14 protein-coding genes, 1 other RNA gene and 1 other annotated feature are annotated in these 16,375 nt (G+C 44.7%); of the genes, 13 read left to right on the top strand and 2 right to left on the bottom strand.

Annotation, left to right across the window (positions count from 1 at the left end; translation table 11 throughout):
- Positions 1-15: 15 nt before the first annotated feature.
- The 3 genes from J9317_RS13695 to dtd all read left to right on the top strand — a co-directional run bounded on the left by J9317_RS13695 (position 16) and on the right by dtd (position 3,458).
- A complete protein-coding gene (locus J9317_RS13695; RefSeq protein ID WP_211559473.1) occupies positions 16-528 on the top strand; it encodes an adenine phosphoribosyltransferase in 513 nt (170 codons plus the stop codon).
- A gap of 259 nt (positions 529-787) precedes the next feature.
- Positions 788-2,986, top strand: coding sequence for a RelA/SpoT family protein (locus J9317_RS13690; protein WP_211559470.1), 2,199 nt, complete (start codon positions 788-790; stop codon positions 2,984-2,986).
- 16 nt (positions 2,987-3,002) lie between these two features.
- Positions 3,003-3,458 carry a D-aminoacyl-tRNA deacylase gene (gene dtd / locus J9317_RS13685; protein WP_211559468.1) on the top strand — a complete coding sequence of 152 codons (456 nt, stop codon included), beginning with the start codon at positions 3,003-3,005 and terminating at the stop codon, positions 3,456-3,458.
- Positions 3,459-3,510: 52 nt separating this feature from the next.
- Here dtd and J9317_RS13680 read toward each other — a convergent pair whose 3' ends face one another.
- Positions 3,511-5,226, bottom strand: a complete 1,716-nt coding sequence (locus J9317_RS13680; protein ID WP_211559466.1) for an N-acetylmuramoyl-L-alanine amidase family protein — start codon at positions 5,224-5,226, stop codon at positions 3,511-3,513.
- 119 nt (positions 5,227-5,345) lie between these two features.
- Here J9317_RS13680 and J9317_RS13675 point away from each other — a divergent pair, with 119 nt between their 5' ends.
- From J9317_RS13675 to J9317_RS13650, 6 genes are all read left to right on the top strand, one after another.
- Positions 5,346-5,522, top strand: coding sequence for a hypothetical protein (locus tag J9317_RS13675; RefSeq protein WP_211559464.1), 177 nt, complete (start codon positions 5,346-5,348; stop codon positions 5,520-5,522).
- A 59-nt stretch (positions 5,523-5,581) separates the two neighbouring features.
- Positions 5,582-5,816, top strand: a binding site (T-box leader).
- A gap of 130 nt (positions 5,817-5,946) precedes the next feature.
- Positions 5,947-7,224, top strand: a complete 1,278-nt coding sequence (hisS, locus tag J9317_RS13670) for a histidine--tRNA ligase (protein WP_211559462.1) — start codon at positions 5,947-5,949, stop codon at positions 7,222-7,224.
- Positions 7,225-7,473: 249 nt separating this feature from the next.
- Positions 7,474-9,243, top strand: a complete 1,770-nt coding sequence (aspS, locus tag J9317_RS13665) for an aspartate--tRNA ligase (protein ID WP_211559460.1) — start codon at positions 7,474-7,476, stop codon at positions 9,241-9,243.
- 84 nt (positions 9,244-9,327) lie between these two features.
- Positions 9,328-9,511: non-coding RNA, 6S RNA (ssrS, locus tag J9317_RS13660), on the top strand.
- A gap of 99 nt (positions 9,512-9,610) precedes the next feature.
- Entirely contained in the window at positions 9,611-10,372 is a 762-nt protein-coding gene (locus J9317_RS13655; protein WP_211559458.1) for a tRNA threonylcarbamoyladenosine dehydratase, read from the top strand.
- 99 nt (positions 10,373-10,471) lie between these two features.
- On the top strand, positions 10,472-11,221 hold the full coding sequence (locus J9317_RS13650; protein ID WP_211559456.1) for an SDR family oxidoreductase: 750 nt from the start codon (positions 10,472-10,474) through the stop codon (positions 11,219-11,221).
- A 39-nt stretch (positions 11,222-11,260) separates the two neighbouring features.
- Here the strand turns inward: J9317_RS13650 and J9317_RS13645 are convergent, their stop codons facing one another.
- Positions 11,261-12,532 carry a replication-associated recombination protein A gene (locus tag J9317_RS13645; protein WP_211562397.1) on the bottom strand — a complete coding sequence of 424 codons (1,272 nt, stop codon included), beginning with the start codon at positions 12,530-12,532 and terminating at the stop codon, positions 11,261-11,263.
- A 326-nt stretch (positions 12,533-12,858) separates the two neighbouring features.
- On the opposite strand from J9317_RS13645, the gene cymR reads away from it, so the two are divergent.
- The 4 genes from cymR (at position 12,859) to J9317_RS13625 (ending at position 16,344) form a co-directional block, all read left to right on the top strand.
- On the top strand, positions 12,859-13,275 hold the full coding sequence (gene cymR, locus J9317_RS13640; RefSeq protein ID WP_211559454.1) for a cysteine metabolism transcriptional regulator CymR: 417 nt from the start codon (positions 12,859-12,861) through the stop codon (positions 13,273-13,275).
- Positions 13,276-13,293: 18 nt separating this feature from the next.
- Positions 13,294-14,436 carry a cysteine desulfurase family protein gene (locus tag J9317_RS13635; protein ID WP_211559452.1) on the top strand — a complete coding sequence of 381 codons (1,143 nt, stop codon included), beginning with the start codon at positions 13,294-13,296 and terminating at the stop codon, positions 14,434-14,436.
- Between the two features lie 17 nt (positions 14,437-14,453).
- Positions 14,454-15,569 carry a tRNA 2-thiouridine(34) synthase MnmA gene (gene mnmA, locus J9317_RS13630; RefSeq protein ID WP_211559450.1) on the top strand — a complete coding sequence of 372 codons (1,116 nt, stop codon included), beginning with the start codon at positions 14,454-14,456 and terminating at the stop codon, positions 15,567-15,569.
- A gap of 112 nt (positions 15,570-15,681) precedes the next feature.
- Complete coding sequence (locus tag J9317_RS13625) at positions 15,682-16,344, top strand: tetratricopeptide repeat protein (RefSeq protein WP_211559448.1); 663 nt, start codon at positions 15,682-15,684, stop codon at positions 16,342-16,344.
- Positions 16,345-16,375 lie beyond the last annotated feature (31 nt).

Here is a 16,375-nt window from a genome sequence, read left to right as displayed (position 1 = left end):
GAGGAAAAACGAAAGATGGATTTAAAACAATATGTAACGATCGTCGAGGACTATCCGAAACCGGGAATCCGTTTCAAGGACATTACGACACTTATGGATAAAGGCGAAGTCTATAAATATGCTACAGACCAGATTGTTGAATTTGCCCGTGAAAAGGAAATTGATTTAGTTGTCGGTCCTGAAGCGCGCGGATTTATTATCGGATGTCCTGTGGCGTATGCATTGGAAGTAGGATTTGCCCCTGTAAGAAAAGAAGGCAAGCTTCCCCGGGAAGTGATTAAAGTAGATTACGGCCTGGAATATGGTAAAGATGTACTCACCATCCACAAAGATGCCATCCTTCCAGGACAAAGAGTGCTGATTACAGATGATCTGCTTGCAACAGGCGGAACAATTGAAGCAACGATTAAGCTTGTTGAAGAGCTTGGCGGAGTAGTTGCTGGAATGGCATTTCTGATCGAGCTTTCCTATCTTGATGGCCGCAAAAAGCTTGATGGCTACGATGTTATGACATTAATGCAATATTAAAAATTATTTGGAGAAAACTGGCCGGCTGCGGTCAGTTTTTTTCGAATAGAAAACAAGAAGTGTAAATTATTTTACGGAAAAATGTTTTTTTTAAAAATCCAATGTAAGCGCAGACAAAGCCTGCATATCAGGTGCACGATATATATCTTCTACCCCCTTAAACCGGATATCCATTCGAATTATTTTCCTTACCCTTTACAGAACCCTTTTTTTTCACGATAATAGGTACAATAAAGTTTTCTTCAAAAAAGGTGATTTCATGGCGAATGAACAAGTCCTAACCGCTGAACAGGTGATCGAACGGGCGAAGCGGTATTTGGATGATGACAATCTTGATTTTATCCGGAGGGCTTACGATTTTGCAGAGGAAGCACATCGTGAGCAGTATCGTAAATCCGGTGAACCCTATATAATCCACCCTATTCAAGTAGCGGGTATTTTAGTGGATCTTGATATGGACCCATCCACTATAGCCGGCGGTTTTTTGCATGATGTGGTTGAAGATACAGATGTAACTCTTGATGATATCCGGAAGGCATTCAGCGATGAAGTGGCCATGCTCGTGGATGGAGTGACAAAGCTCGGAAAGATTAAATACAAATCCCATGAAGAGCAGCAGGCAGAGAATCATCGGAAAATGTTTGTTGCAATGGCCCAGGATATCAGGGTAATCCTGATAAAGCTTGCTGACCGGCTTCATAACATGAGAACTCTTAAGCATCTTCCGCAGGAAAAGCAACGGAGAATTTCGAATGAAACGCTGGAAATTTTCGCTCCGCTCGCCCACAGACTGGGGATTTCAAAGATTAAATGGGAGCTTGAAGATACAGCTCTCAGATACTTAAACCCTCAGCAGTACTATCGAATTGTGAATTTGATGAAAAAGAAACGGGCTGAACGCGAGGAATATTTGGACGAGGTTATTAATGACGTCAAAAACAGTGTGCAGGAAGTTCAGATTGCAGCTGAATTTTCCGGCAGGCCTAAGCACATCTACAGCATTTATAAAAAAATGGTTCTTCAGAATAAGCAATTTAATGAAATATACGATTTGCTTGCTGTCAGAATTGTCGTTAACAGCATTAAGGATTGCTATGCCGTTCTCGGAATCATTCATACGTGCTGGAAACCGATGCCCGGCCGCTTTAAGGATTACATTGCAATGCCGAAGCCAAACATGTATCAATCCCTCCATACGACAGTGATCGGCCCAAAAGGCGATCCTTTGGAAGTGCAAATCCGTACAATGGATATGCATCATATTGCTGAATACGGAATTGCAGCTCATTGGGCTTACAAAGAAGGAAAAGAATTGGATGACCATGCTTCACTCGAAAAGAAACTGACATGGTTCAGAGAGATTCTTGAGTTCCAGAATGAATCCACGAATGCGGAAGAATTTATGGAATCCCTGAAAATCGACTTGTTTTCTGATATGGTCTTTGTTTTTACTCCTAAAGGAGACGTTATCGAGCTTCCATCGGGATCGGTTCCGATTGATTTCTCGTACCGAATTCACTCGGAGATTGGAAATAAAACAATCGGTGCAAAAGTAAACGGTAAGATGGTAACCCTTGATTATAAACTAAAGACCGGGGATATTATTGAGATTCTGACTTCTAAGCATTCTTACGGACCTAGTCAGGATTGGCTTAAGCTGGCCCAGACTTCGCAGGCAAAAAACAAAATCAGACAGTTTTTCAAGAAACAGCGCCGTGAAGAAAACGTTGAAAAAGGAAGAGAATGGGTTGAAAAAGAAATCAAAAACATGGATTTTGATTTGAAAGAGATTCTTGCTTCCGATAACGTTAAACGGGTCTATGAGAAATTCAATTTTGCTAATGATGAAGATATGTTTGCAGCAGTCGGCTACAACGGAATTACAGCCCTCCAGGTAGCGAATCGCCTGACGGAAAAATGGCGCAAAAAGCGTGACCTTGAGGAGCAGGAAAAAGCCGTTGAAGAAGTGGTGACTGAATCGAAGCAGTATCCTGCTCAGAAAAAACGGGATGCCGGTGTTAGAGTTAAAGGAATCGACAATCTTTTAATCAGGCTGTCCAAATGCTGCAATCCGGTTCCGGGAGATGAAATCGTCGGTTTTATTACGAAAGGCCGGGGCGTATCCGTCCATCGTGACGATTGCACGAATATCCAGACAGATGATGCAAAGGACCGCCTCATACCGGTTGAATGGGAGCATCAGCTTGACGGCAGAAAAGAATACAATGTTGAAATTGAAATCATGGGCTATGACCGCAGAGGTCTTCTGAATGAAGTGCTTCAGGCAGTGAATGAAACGAAAACCAATATTTCTTCTGTATCCGGAAGATCGGACCGAAATAAGGTAGCGACCATTCATATGGCTCTTTCCATTGCAAACATTAATCACCTTCATAAGGTGGTTGAAAGAATTAAACAAATTTCAGATATCTACTCTGTAAGAAGATTGATGAACTAAAGGGAGGGTTCCTTTAATGAAGATCATTCTTCAGCGTGTAAAAGAAGCAGAGGTTTCAGTCAGCGGCAGCTCCACAGGAAAGATTGGACGGGGAATCATGGTTCTTGTAGGTGTTACACATGATGACACGGCAGATGATGCGAAATATTTGGCTGATAAACTTGCCAACCTTCGTATTTTTGAAGATGATGCCGAAAAACTGAACCGCTCCCTTCTTGACATAGAAGGTGAAGTCCTTTCTGTATCACAATTTACCCTTTATGGAGAATGCCGAAAAGGGAGAAGACCGAATTTCATGGCGGCAGCCAAACCGGACATAGCAGAACCGGTATATGAGCAGTTTAATCATGAATTGAGGCAGCTCGGTTTGAAGGTTGAAACAGGAACATTTGGGGCAATGATGGATGTTGCGCTTATTAACGATGGGCCTGTGACCCTAATTGTGGATAGCTCTGAAAGAGGGAGAAAATAGCTGAAAAAAGGAAGCCGCATTTGCGGCTTCCTTTTTCGTTTCTTCAGCTTTTCTATTGCTGGGTGAAATAGTCTTTAAGTCCTTCCGTAATGCCGTGCACTGCATTTTTCTGAAAGGAGTTCGAGTTAACCGTCATTTCATCTGTAATGCTGCTTAAATAGCCTAGTTCTATTAAGATGGATGGGCGGCTGTTCTCTCTGATAACATGGTAGTCTCCGAATCGGACACCGCGGTCTGCTGATCTTGTATTCTTAATCAGTTCCTCTTTTATTGGCAGAGCTAATTTCTGGCCGGAGGAATGATAGTAATAAACGGTCATCCCTCTGACTGTTTTATTTGAGCTGCTGTCGTAATGAAGGCTGATAAAGGCATCCGCTGATCGTAATTGAGCTGTAGTGACTCTTGAGCTCAGGCTGATATACAAATCTGAGCTTCTTGTCATGACAACATTGGCACCCTCTGACTGCAGCTCGCCCGACAGGTAGCCGGCTGTTTTCATTGTCAGGGATTTTTCCAGGGTTCCGCCGGATCCTGACGTCCCCCCGTCTATACCGCCATGTCCCGGGTCAATAACAATCGTTTTCCCCTTGAGGGACTTTGACTCTCCCGGGCGATTGACTGTTTTGCCAAATTCCGCGTCCTCAGCCAGCCAGCCAGCAACATAGCCTGTCCTGCCACCGGACAGCTTTATTTTGTACCAATCGTTTTGCAGCGATAGCACGGTGTATGTCTGGCCTGTTTTCCCTCTTGCAATGACCGAGCTGTTTACGGAAGCGGAGGAACGAATATTCGTCCCGTCTGAAATCAGCCGTATTGCTCCACTGTTTTTGGGAGTTTTCTCCTTTTGAGATCCTGTTTCTGATGCTTTGATATAAAGCGAGGAAACCCAGCCTGTCTGACTTCTGTTAAACCGGATTTTTGTCCAGCTGTATTTTTCTTCAAGAATGGATACCTGTTCGTTTTTTAACACTTTTCCAGCTAATCCCCCAGTAAGGGAAGGGGCATTCCGGACGTTTAAGGATGCCGCTGTTACTACACCTGTTTGTTCTGTTTTAATCTGGCTTTCAAGACTGCCGCTCTTTACATAGTCACGGCTTACCCAGCCTGTCTTTCCGCTATAGGAAATTCTAAGCCAGGTACCCTCAGATTTCAAAATGGCAACTTCAGTCCCTTTTTTCACCGACCCAAGCAGCGAGCTTGCAGACGAAGGGGCAGACCTTACATTCAGGGAAGACGCTGTTATGTATCCTAATGGCCTCTGAGCAGCGTTTTTAGCTTCCGAATCCTTTACGGAGGAAGAAGCATACCGTGACGAAATCCATCCTCTTACCCCGTTATACGAGATGTTTGACCAGTCGCCCTGCTTTTTCACTAATACTGCCTGTTTTCCTAACGGGAAGGTGCCAACGACAGCATGGCTGGTTCCCGGTCCTTTGCGGATCCTGACATCCTCGGCATTCGAATAAATGGTCTCTTCTTCTGCTCCTGATTGAATTTGCACAAGCCAAGTAGCAGCCCAGCCTGTCCGGTTTCCCGGCAAATCAAGCTTTACCCAATCCTTGTTTCTTTCAATAACTCCATACTTTTCGTCTTTGCGTGCAATTGCTTCGATTCCATAGCTTAATCCTGGCCCTTTGCGAATATTAAGAGTATCGTTTAAGATTTTCGCCGTTTCCTTCGGAGCAGCATCTGCATAAAACGGTTCTCCGGGAATGATTGTAAAGAGCAGAATCATACACAAAATTGAGCTAGTTATCCTTTTATACATAAGAACCCCCTTTTTAACCCTGACTTCTATCATTATATCGTCAATTCCGTGGTTCGTTTGAAATAATTTTTCGTCAATTTGGGCAGGCTAAAATGTATCTTACGAAAGGGGCTGACAGAATGAGATACAGTGAAAAAGGAGAAATGGCCCATCAGTCACCGGGAAATTTGTTTTCGGCCGACCTGCACGCACTCTCAAAAGCAGGAAAGGATTCATCCTCAATGGAACTTGCTTCAGAATTTGGTTTAACATTGAGAGAGGTAAGAAATTTGAAAAAATATTTGCGCCAATCTTGACATGACAAGCGTGCATGCGTATGATAAGATAAAATTCGAACCATGAAGGTTATACATATGAACAACCAGTGAGGGAGAAAAGTAGCTGGAACTACACGTGGAAAGAGATGAAATGCCTTGGCTGAAAGCATTTCTCCATGATGATCCAATGAATGAACACTCCTTAGGTTTCTTTCTGAAAAGCTTGCGCTTAGTAGGAGAAGGACGCAGCCGGCGTTAAAGGTTATGAGCGGAAGCCTGAATAATGGGGCTTCAACTAGGGTGGAACCACGGGTATTAACTCTCGTCCCTGCGATTATGCAGGGATGGGAGTTTTTTTATTTTTAGCTCTGTTGACTGGAGCGCGCTTGAAGGCAAGAGACTGCCTGGAAAAGGGAGTTTCTGAAGCGGATTTTTATTTTTAATGATGCAGGAGTGATGAAAAATGGCATTTCAAGTTCCAAGAGGGACACAGGATATTTTGCCGGGACAATCTGAACGGTGGCAATTTATCGAAAATATTGCAAGAGAGGTATGCAGCGCCTATCAATATAAAGAAATCCGCACACCAATTTTTGAACACACTGAATTATTTTTAAGAAGTGTCGGCGAATCAACAGACATCGTCCAAAAAGAAATGTACAGCTTTGAGGACCGCAAAGGGAGGAGCATTACCCTTCGTCCGGAAGGAACGGCTTCTGCTGTAAGATCCTTTGTAGAAAACAAGATGCATGCAGCGGCGCAGCAGCCTGTTAAGCTTTACTACATCGGTCCGATGTTCCGTTATGAAAGACCTCAGGCTGGCCGCTACCGCCAATTTGTCCAATTTGGTATTGAAGCGATTGGCAGCGATGATCCTGCAATTGATGCAGAGGTTATTTCCCTGGCAATGAGCGTGTATCAGAAAGCAGGCTTGAAAAACTTGAAGCTTGTCGTTAACAGCCTCGGGGATCAGGATAGCCGCTCTGCACATAAAGAAGCACTTGTTCAGCATTTCCAGCCAAGAATAGGTGAGTTCTGTTCAGACTGTCAAAAGCGTCTTGCTCAAAATCCTCTTCGAATTCTTGACTGCAAAAAAGACCGGGAGCATGAGCTTGTTCAATCAGCACCATCCATTCTTGAATTTCTAAATGAAGAATCGGCAGCGTATTTCGAAAAAGTGAAATATTACCTGACTGAACTGGACGTTGAATATACCGTTGATAAAAACCTTGTACGCGGGCTCGATTATTACAATCACACAGCATTTGAAATCATGAGCAACGCGGAAGGATTCGGTGCAATTACGACTCTTGCAGGCGGCGGCCGCTACAGCGGACTCGTCAAAGAGATGGGCGGACCGGAAATCCCGGGAATCGGTTTTGCCATGAGTCTTGAGCGGTTCCTTGCAGCGATTGATGCGGAACAGGCAGAGCTGCCTATCCAGTCCTCAATCGATTGTTATGTGGCTTATATGGGGGACAGTGCAAAAGACCGTTCCGTTTCGATCCTTAATAATTTGAGAAAAGCGGGCTTATCTGCTGAAAGAGATTATGAGAACAAAAAGCTGAAGGGCCAGTTTAAAGCTGCAGACCGTTTACAGGCTCGATTTGTCGCTGTTCTTGGCGAAGATGAACTGGAAAGGGAAGCCATCACGTTAAAAGATATGGAATCAGGCGAGCAGCAGGAAGTCTCGATTACAGAACTTGCTACAGTTATTTTATCCCGCATTAACGGGCAATGATGCCCTAGGTTTTAATGATCAAAATGATTTTAACTGAAGGTTCTGTTAAAGCCTGATATTGATTTTTAACACCTGTTGATTGGAGTGGAAGGCGCGTAGACTCCGAGCTAAGAGCAGCGGGACAGGTGAGACCCCGCAGGCGCAAAGCGGCGAGGAGGCTCACCGCCCGCCCCGCGGAAAGCGAGCGCCTGCAACGGAAATCAACAGCCAAGTTTAACAGAGCTTAACTGAAAGTAAGGAGAGGTTTACATGTTTGGAAGAACTTATTATTGCGGGGAAGTTACACCGGAAGCCGTTGGCGAAAAAGTAACTTTGAAAGGCTGGGTACAAAAAAGACGCGATCTTGGCGGCTTGATTTTTATCGATTTGCGCGACAGAACGGGCATTGTACAAATTGTTGTAAATCCTGAAGAAGCTAAAGAAGCCTGGGAGACGGCAAACAATGTACGCAGCGAGTATGTCCTTGATATTGAAGGAACTGTTACAAAGAGGGCAGATGGAACCGTTAACCCGAATTTAAAAACAGGCAGTATTGAAGTTCATGCATCATCCGTTTCCATTCTAAACGCTTCTAAAACCCCTCCTTTTATGATTGAGGACAAATCGGAAGAAGTATCAGAGGATGTTCGGCTTAAATACCGCTACTTGGATTTAAGAAGACCTGCACTATACAATACAATCAAAATGCGCTCTGACGTAACGAAAGCAATCCGGTCATTCCTGGATAATGAGGAATTTCTGGATGTGGAAACTCCGATTTTGACAAAGAGCACACCTGAGGGTGCACGTGATTATCTTGTGCCAAGCCGTGTGCACGAAGGGGAATTTTATGCGCTTCCTCAATCCCCTCAGCTTTTCAAACAATTGCTGATGGTATCCGGTTTTGAAAAGTATTATCAAATCGCCCGCTGCTTCCGTGATGAAGATTTGCGTGCAGACCGCCAGCCTGAATTTACCCAAGTCGATATAGAGACTTCTTTTATGAGCCAGGATCAAATAATGGACATGGCAGAGCAAATGATGGCTTACGTGATGAAGACGGCGAAAGGTTTGGAGATCTCGCTTCCACTTCCAAGAATGAGCTTTGATGAAGCCATGTCCCGCTTCGGTTCCGACAAGCCAGATACCCGGTTCGGCATGGAACTTGTGAATGTTTCAGAGCTTGTGGCAGACAGCGGCTTTAAGGTGTTCAGCGGCGCTGTGGAATCTGGCGGAGAAGTTAAGCTGATTACGGTGAAAGCCGGTGCTTCCAAATATTCCAGAAAAGATATCGACGCCCTTACTGAATACGTTAAGCCCTACGGTGCCAAAGGACTTGCCTGGCTGAAGCAGGAAGAGGACGGCTTAAAAGGACCAATTGCGAAGTTCTTCTCTGAGGAAGAACAAAATGCTTTAATTCAAACGGCTGATTCAGAAATTGGCGATTTGCTGCTTTTCGTTGCAGATCGTAAATCAGTGGTAGCAGATTCTCTGGGCGCCCTTCGTCTAAAACTGGGTAAAGAACTTGAACTGATTGATGAGAGCAAGTTCAATTTCCTTTGGGTTGTGGACTGGCCGCTTCTGGAATTCGATGAAAAAGAAAACCGTTACTACGCTGCCCACCATCCGTTCACGATGCCTGTGCGCGAGCACCTGGATAAGTTTGATAGTGATCCTGCCGGAATGAAAGCACAAGCGTATGATCTAGTGTTAAATGGATATGAGCTCGGCGGAGGATCCATCCGTATTTTTGAAAAAGAAATACAGGAGAAAATGTTTGCCCTGCTTGGCATGAGCAAGGAGCAGACAGAGGATCAGTTTGGATTCCTGCTTGAAGCATTTGAGTATGGCGTTCCGCCGCATGGCGGAATCGCACTCGGACTTGACCGCCTTGTGATGCTGCTTGCGGGAAGAACCAACCTGCGCGATACCATTGCCTTCCCTAAAACAGCAAGTGCGAGCTGCCTGATGACAGATGCACCGGGCCAGGCAAGCGACGCACAGCTGGATGATCTTCATATCGCCAGAAAAAGAAAGTAGATAACAGAAAATGGGAGAAACGACCCTTCTGTTTCCCCTTGAAAACGGAAATTTCGTATAGTATAATCTTTTCAAAGACGGGGAAGAGTCCTGATGTGTTCGTTGGATACCTTACATTTTGACCGAACAATTTTTTGATTGGGAGCCCGCGTTTTTGAAATGAGCAAACGCCTTTTATAAGGACTTGCGAACTTTCAAAACAGGGCACCCACCTGCTGAGAGCGGGTTCAAAACAAAGGATGAACACGACGGCACGATTGGGACTTTAGCCCATCGAAATAATCAATAACCTGCATGGGCAAGGATGCTCATGCAGTTTTTTATGACTTAAAATCCAATAAAACATACAGTAATGGAGTGAATGAATATGCTGCACCAGTTTTCCAGAAATGAATTAGCAATTGGCCAAGAAGGCATTGAAATCTTAAAGAACAGTACGGTTGCTGTACTCGGAATCGGGGGAGTCGGCTCCTTTTCAGCAGAAGCACTTGCCCGTTCAGGTGTTGGCCGTTTAATATTAGTGGACAAAGACGATGTGGATATTACCAATGTAAACCGCCAAATTCATGCGCTTGTTTCTACAGTAGGCAAGCCGAAAGCAGATTTAATGAGAGACCGCGTAAAGGAAATCAATCCTGATTGCGAAGTGATCTCACTCAAGATGTTTTACACCGAAGAAACGTATGAGGAATTTTTCAGCTACGGCCTCGACTATGTGATCGATGCATCCGACACAATTTCATACAAAATTCATTTAATGAAAGAATGCCTGAAACGAAATATACCGATTATATCCAGCATGGGTGCTGCCAACAAAACTGATCCAACCAGGTTTAAGATAGCAGATATTTCAAAAACCCACACAGATCCAATTGCCAAAGTCATTCGCACCCGATTGAGAAAAGAGAGAATCCACAAAGGGATTGAAGTCGTGTTTTCAGATGAAAGCCCAATCGTGATTCGTGAAGATGTCCGCAAGGTGGTCGGAAAAGATGATGCCCCGATCCGCAAAGCGAAAATGCCGCCTTCTTCCAACGCGTGGGTTCCATCTGTAGCAGGTCTTATCATGGGCGGCCACGTCATTATGAAATTGCTCAAAGATATTAAAATAAGCCGGGTAAATGATTAAAGCAGCCTTCGATGCTGCTTTTTTTAATGCTCTCCTTTTTGTTATTTCATGCTCTAAAAGGGTAAAGATAGGGAGTCGAGTAAAAAAGGAGAGATTATCATGAATTCAATTAAAGGGAAAACAGCTATCATTACAGGTGCAAGCAGCGGAATCGGAGAGGCAATCGCGAAAAAATTGGCTTCTGAAGGGGCTAACATTGTTCTTGCAGCACGCCGCGAAGACCGTATTTCCACATTGGCAAACGAGCTGAAAGAATCCTATTCTTCAGAAGTGCTCGCTATAACTACAGATGTAACTTCCAAGGAAGATGTAGAGCAGCTTGCAAAACAGGCGAAAGAGAAATTCGGACAGGTTGATATCCTTGTCAACAATGCGGGAGTCATGCTGCTGTCCTTCCTGAAAAACGACCTTGTAGATCAGTGGGAAAAGATGGTTGATGTGAATATTAAAGGAGTATTGTTCGGGGTCCATGCTGTTCTGCCGGGAATGCTTGAAGCCGGAAGAGGACATGTCGTTAACGTTTCCTCTGTTGCAGGACATGAAGTATTCCCGACATCAGCTGTATACAGTGCAACGAAATACGCTGTCCGCGCTCTGTCCATGGGAATGGAAAAGGAATTGGCGGAAACCGCTATTAAGGTGACCAATATTTCTCCTGGAGCCGTGCAGACTGAATTGACGAACCATATTACGGATGAAGAGGTTCAAGGCATGTTTAAGAAAATGGTCCCTGAAGACATGAAACCACTTGAAGCGAAAGACATTGCAGAAGCGGTATTTTATGCTGTGTCCCAGCCGGATCACGTAAATGTGAATGAAGTTATTGTGCGTCCGGTAAATCAGGCTTAAATCAAATAAACAAGGACACCCTGCAAAGGGTGTCCTTGTTTATTTGTCCTGCTGTCCGGTTAGTTTTTTATATACCTGTGCAAGCGCCTGTTCGAATTTGCCAGTTGTTTTTGGAGTGTAGTAGATCTTGTTTTTAATGCTGTCCGGCAAGTACTGCTGTTTGACCCAGCCGTTTTCATAGTCATGCGGGTACTGATAGCCGATTCCGCGGCCAAGTTTTCCAGCCGATTTGTAATGGGCGTCTTTCAAATATGCCGGAACATCGCCGGATTTGCCGGAACGGATATCTGCAATCGCCTCATCCAATGCTTTATAAGCAGAATTGGATTTTGGAGACAGGCACAATTCAATGACCGCATTCGCAAGGGGAATTCTTGCCTCTGGGAATCCAAGTCGTTCAGCAGATTCAATGGCTGCGAGCGTTCTAGCACCAGCTTGAGGGCTCGCTAAACCAATATCTTCATATGAAATGACAAGCAATCTTCTTGCAATGCTCACCAAGTCGCCGGCTTCTATTAATCTGCCTAAGTAATGAAGGGCTGCATTAACATCTGAGCCGCGGATGGATTTTTGAAAGGCGGAAAGGACATCATAGTGGGCATCGCCATCTTTATCATGAGCAAATGCCTTCTTTTGAAGGCACTGCTCGGCCGTTTTTAAATCGATCGAGATGACGCCTTCCTGATCCTCAGGTGTTGAAAGAACGGCAAGCTCCAATGCATTGAGCGATGACCTTACGTCCCCGCCGCTCCCGGCAGCCAGATGATCCAGAGCTTCAGGAGAAACGGAAATTTGTTTTTCTCCAAAACCCCGTTCCTTATCCACGATTGCATTTGACAGTGCTTCCTTAATTTCTGCCTCCGTCAAAGCCTTCAGTTCAAATATTTGGCATCTGCTGCGGATTGCAGGGTTGATGGCATGATAGGGATTGCTCGTTGTCGCTCCAATCAGCACAATTCTCCCGTTCTCCAAATGAGGCAAAAGAAAATCCTGCTTCGCTTTATCCAGCCTGTGAACCTCATCAAGAATTAGAATGACTTTGCCCGACATCTTCGCTTCCTCAACGACAATTTCCATATCTTTTTTATTATGAATGACCGCATTTAATGTCCGGAATGCCGTTTCTGTGCTTCCGGCAATCGCTGTAGCAATGGAGGTTTTCCCAATGCCTGGCGGTCCGTAAAGAATCATTGAACTCAGGTGTCTGGCATTTACCATCCTGGAGATGATCTGGCCTTCACCAACTAAATGCTCTTGTCCAATTATTTCATCCAATTTTCTTGGTCTCATTCTATAAGCAAGAGGCTTCAATTCGATCTCTCCCAAAAATATCATGTGTGCTCCCTATTATAGTATGTTTTCATTTTGTTTGCAGGGAGGAGATTTGCGGTACACATTCTTTGCAATACCAGTTCTATTTCATTATAATATTCCAATCGGTCCTGCGGTTTTCAAGCGGACACCCTCTTAATTATGGTATAATGACATAGGTTTTCATGGAATTACAAATAGCAGAAACAGGAAATCCTTATTTAATGGATGAACTTTTATAGATTTTATTTTAAGGATAATTGATATAGAGCAGTCTGATCCCGTCTGACTGTAATTTGAACGATACCGGATTAGGGGTGTTTTGGTTGAAAATATCGACAAAAGGCAGATACGGTCTGACAATCATGATTGAATTAGCAAAAAAACACGGCGAAGGTCCAACTTCGCTTAAAAGCATCGCTCAGACAAATGATTTGTCCGAGCATTATTTAGAGCAGCTGATTGCTCCTTTAAGAAATGCAGGACTTGTCAAAAGCATCAGGGGCGCCTACGGCGGATATGTACTTGGAGATGAGCCGGAGAACATAACGTCCGGTGACATTATCAGAGTGCTTGAGGGACCGATTAGCCCCGTAGAAGTTTTGGAGGATGAAGAGCCGGCTAAACGGGAATTATGGATCCGGATCCGGGATGCTGTCAAGGATGTACTGGACAGTACGACTCTTGAAGACCTTGCGAGCTATTCCGACGGCGAGCAGGAATCCTATATGTTTTACATTTAACCTGTAAGAGGTGAGAACATGTCACGAATATATCTGGATCATGCAGCCACATCACCAATGCATCCAGCTGTTATAGATACGATGACTTCATTTATGGCCGAAACGTTCGGTAATCCATCCAGCATCCATGCGCATGGCAGAGAAAGCCGGCGTATTTTGGATAAAGCAAGAGATGAGATTGCCTCAATAATCGGTGCGAAGGCGAACGAAATTATTTTTACCAGCGGAGGAACAGAAGCGGATAATCTGGCCATCCTCGGCAGCGCGTACGCAAACCGCTCCAAAGGAAATCACATTATCACGACAGCTGTTGAGCATCATGCTGTTCTGCACACATGTGAGTTTCTGGAGAAGGAAGGATTCCAGGTTACGTATCTTCCGGTTAATGAAGCTGGAGAAATCTCACTTCAGGATTTCGATCAGGCACTTACCGAAGAAACCATTCTTGTTACCGTTATGTACGGAAACAATGAAGTTGGAACGATTCAGCCGATTAAGGAAATAGGCGAACGGCTGAAACATCATCAGGCGGTCTTCCATACAGATGCCGTTCAGGCATTTGGTGTATTAAGCTTGAATGTGCAGGAGCTGAATGTCGACCTGATGTCTGTTTCAGGCCACAAACTTAATGGACCTAAAGGAATTGGTTTTTTGTATATTAAAACCGGCCTAAAGCTCAAGCCCCGTGTATTCGGCGGCGAGCAGGAGCTGAAAAGGCGGGCAGGGACTGAAAATGCTGCAGGAGCAGCGGGATTGCATAAGGCAGCTGTACTCGCTGAGAATATGAGAGAAGACAAGGTGCAGGAATACAAGGCCATGAAAAATAAGATGGCCGAAGTTTTTCGCAGCAACGGTGTTTCATTTGAAGTAAATGGGTCACTTGAAAAAGGCCTCCCTCATGTCCTGAACGTATATTTTCCCGGTACAAATGTTGAATCCTTTCTTGTTAACCTGGATTTAGCAGGAATCTCCGCTTCAAGCGGATCTGCTTGCACAGCTGGTTCGATCGATCCCTCACATGTGCTGACAGCCATGTATGGAAAAGATTCTAACCGGCCTGCATCGTCCATTCGCTTTAGCTTTGGACTCGGAAATACAGTCGAAGAGGTTGAGCAGGCTGCTCAAAAAATAGCCGAAATCGTAAAAAGGATTACAGCTTAGAATAGAGGTGAGAGCAAATGGAAAAAGCAATAAAAGATACGCGAGTAGTAGTCGGAATGTCAGGAGGGGTTGACTCCTCTGTCGCAGCGCTCATGCTCAAAGAGCAAGGCTATGATGTGATCGGCATTTTTATGAAAAACTGGGATGATACCGATGAAAACGGCGTTTGTACAGCCACGGAGGACTACAACGACGTAATCCGGGTATGCAACCAGATCGGCATCCCCTACTATGCAGTGAATTTTGAAAAACAATACTGGGACAAGGTATTTACCTATTTCCTTGATGAATATAAAGCAGGAAGAACGCCAAATCCGGACGTGATGTGCAACAAGGAAATCAAGTTTAAAGCATTTCTTGAGCATGCTATGTCCCTCGGCGCCGATTACCTTGCAACAGGGCATTATGCGAGAGTGGAAAAGCGGGACGGCGTATACAAAATGCTGCGCGGCGTTGATGAAAACAAAGACCAAACGTATTTCTTGAACCAGCTTGGACAGGAACAGCTTTCTAAAGTGATGTTCCCGCTCGGGGGTATTGATAAATCGAAGGTACGCGAATTGGCTGCTGAGGCCGGACTGGCGACAGCGGCTAAAAAGGACAGCACAGGCATCTGCTTTATCGGTGAACGGAATTTCAAAGAGTTTCTGGGAGGCTATCTTCCTGCACAGCCTGGAGAAATGCAAACCTTGTCAGGTGTAAAAATGGGCAAGCATGACGGCTTGATGTATTATACGATCGGTCAAAGGCACGGACTTGGAATCGGCGGAAGCGGAGAGCCTTGGTTCGTAATCGGTAAAGACTTGAAACGGAATATTTTGTTTGTTGATCAAGGATTCCACAACGATCTGCTTTACTCAGACTCGATTATCGCAACCGACATCAGCTGGGGCTCAGGTCAAGCACCCGAAGGCGATCTTGACTGCACAGCTAAATTCCGCTATCGTCAAAGCGATAATAAAGTAACAGTAACCATGCTGGATGAAACGACAGCCAAAGTAACGTTTGCCGAACCGGTTAGAGCGGTGACCCCGGGCCAGGCCGTTGTATTTTATGACGGAGATGTATGCCTCGGCGGAGGTACGATCGATGAAGTATTTAAAGACAGCAAGAAATTAATGTACGTAGGATAATGCAAGCAGGACTGTCTCGAAGGATGTTCGGCCAATCAGCCTAGAGCTGTATGATGGGTCTGGCGAAATTTGAGCAGTCCTTTTTACTTTACATAATGTGAGGAGATTGATGATGGATAAAAATCAATTAGGCATTCAATCCATGCAGCAGGGAGAGCTGGAGCAGGCGGCTAAATATTTTACGGAAGCAATTAGTGAAGAACCTTCCAACCCGGTTTTGTATGTGAACTTCGGCAATCTGCTTGCTTCCATAAATGAATTCAGCAAAGCGGAAAACTTTTTCAGTAAAGCCCTAGAGCTTGATCCTAAATCAGCTACTGCACAATACGGAAAAGGCAATGTCTATTATGAAAAAGGCGAGTTTGAAAAGGCAGCAAAATCCTTTACATTGGCAATGAATGAAGGGCTTGAAGAAGCAGATGCTTATTTTATGACAGGAATGTCCCTCATCCAGCTCAGCAAGGAAAGATTAGCGCTTCCGTACTTTATGAGAGCGGTTGAAATGAACGGAGAAGATGCCGATGCACGCTTTCAATACGGCCTGTGCCTGGCATCTCAAGGACAAATCGAGCATGCAGCAAAGGAATTCCTGCAGGTGATTGAGCTGGATCCGAATCATGCAGATGCTTATTATAACCTTGGGGTAGCCTATTCCTTTGAAGAAAAAGGACAGGAAGCATATGAAATGTTTTCAAAAGCCGTTTCCATTCAGCCCGATCATGTATTGGCTTTAAACGGCAAAAAGCTAATGGCAGATGCACTGGGCAAATCTTAAAGAAACAATTATACAGGAGGGGAGGAAAAGC

Source organism: Metabacillus flavus, from assembly GCF_018283675.1.
Classification (GTDB): Bacteria; Bacillota; Bacilli; order Bacillales; family Bacillaceae; genus Metabacillus_B; species Metabacillus_B flavus.
Note: the sequence above shows the minus strand (reverse complement) of the source record. Positions and strands in the feature narration are given on the sequence as shown.

Excerpts from the sequence above, each read along its gene's own strand:
- J9317_RS13695 (WP_211559473.1), top strand. The coding sequence starts at position 16 with ATGGATTTAAAACAATATGTAACGATCGTCGAGGACTATCCGAAACCG.
- J9317_RS13690 (WP_211559470.1), top strand. The coding sequence starts at position 788 with ATGGCGAATGAACAAGTCCTAACCGCTGAACAGGTGATCGAACGGGCG.
- dtd (WP_211559468.1), top strand. The coding sequence starts at position 3,003 with ATGAAGATCATTCTTCAGCGTGTAAAAGAAGCAGAGGTTTCAGTCAGC.
- J9317_RS13680 (WP_211559466.1), bottom strand. The coding sequence starts at position 5,226 with ATGTATAAAAGGATAACTAGCTCAATTTTGTGTATGATTCTGCTCTTT.
- J9317_RS13675 (WP_211559464.1), top strand. The coding sequence starts at position 5,346 with ATGAGATACAGTGAAAAAGGAGAAATGGCCCATCAGTCACCGGGAAAT.
- hisS (WP_211559462.1), top strand. The coding sequence starts at position 5,947 with ATGGCATTTCAAGTTCCAAGAGGGACACAGGATATTTTGCCGGGACAA.
- aspS (WP_211559460.1), top strand. The coding sequence starts at position 7,474 with ATGTTTGGAAGAACTTATTATTGCGGGGAAGTTACACCGGAAGCCGTT.
- J9317_RS13655 (WP_211559458.1), top strand. The coding sequence starts at position 9,611 with ATGCTGCACCAGTTTTCCAGAAATGAATTAGCAATTGGCCAAGAAGGC.
- J9317_RS13650 (WP_211559456.1), top strand. The coding sequence starts at position 10,472 with ATGAATTCAATTAAAGGGAAAACAGCTATCATTACAGGTGCAAGCAGC.
- J9317_RS13635 (WP_211559452.1), top strand. The coding sequence starts at position 13,294 with ATGTCACGAATATATCTGGATCATGCAGCCACATCACCAATGCATCCA.
- mnmA (WP_211559450.1), top strand. The coding sequence starts at position 14,454 with ATGGAAAAAGCAATAAAAGATACGCGAGTAGTAGTCGGAATGTCAGGA.
- J9317_RS13625 (WP_211559448.1), top strand. The coding sequence starts at position 15,682 with ATGGATAAAAATCAATTAGGCATTCAATCCATGCAGCAGGGAGAGCTG.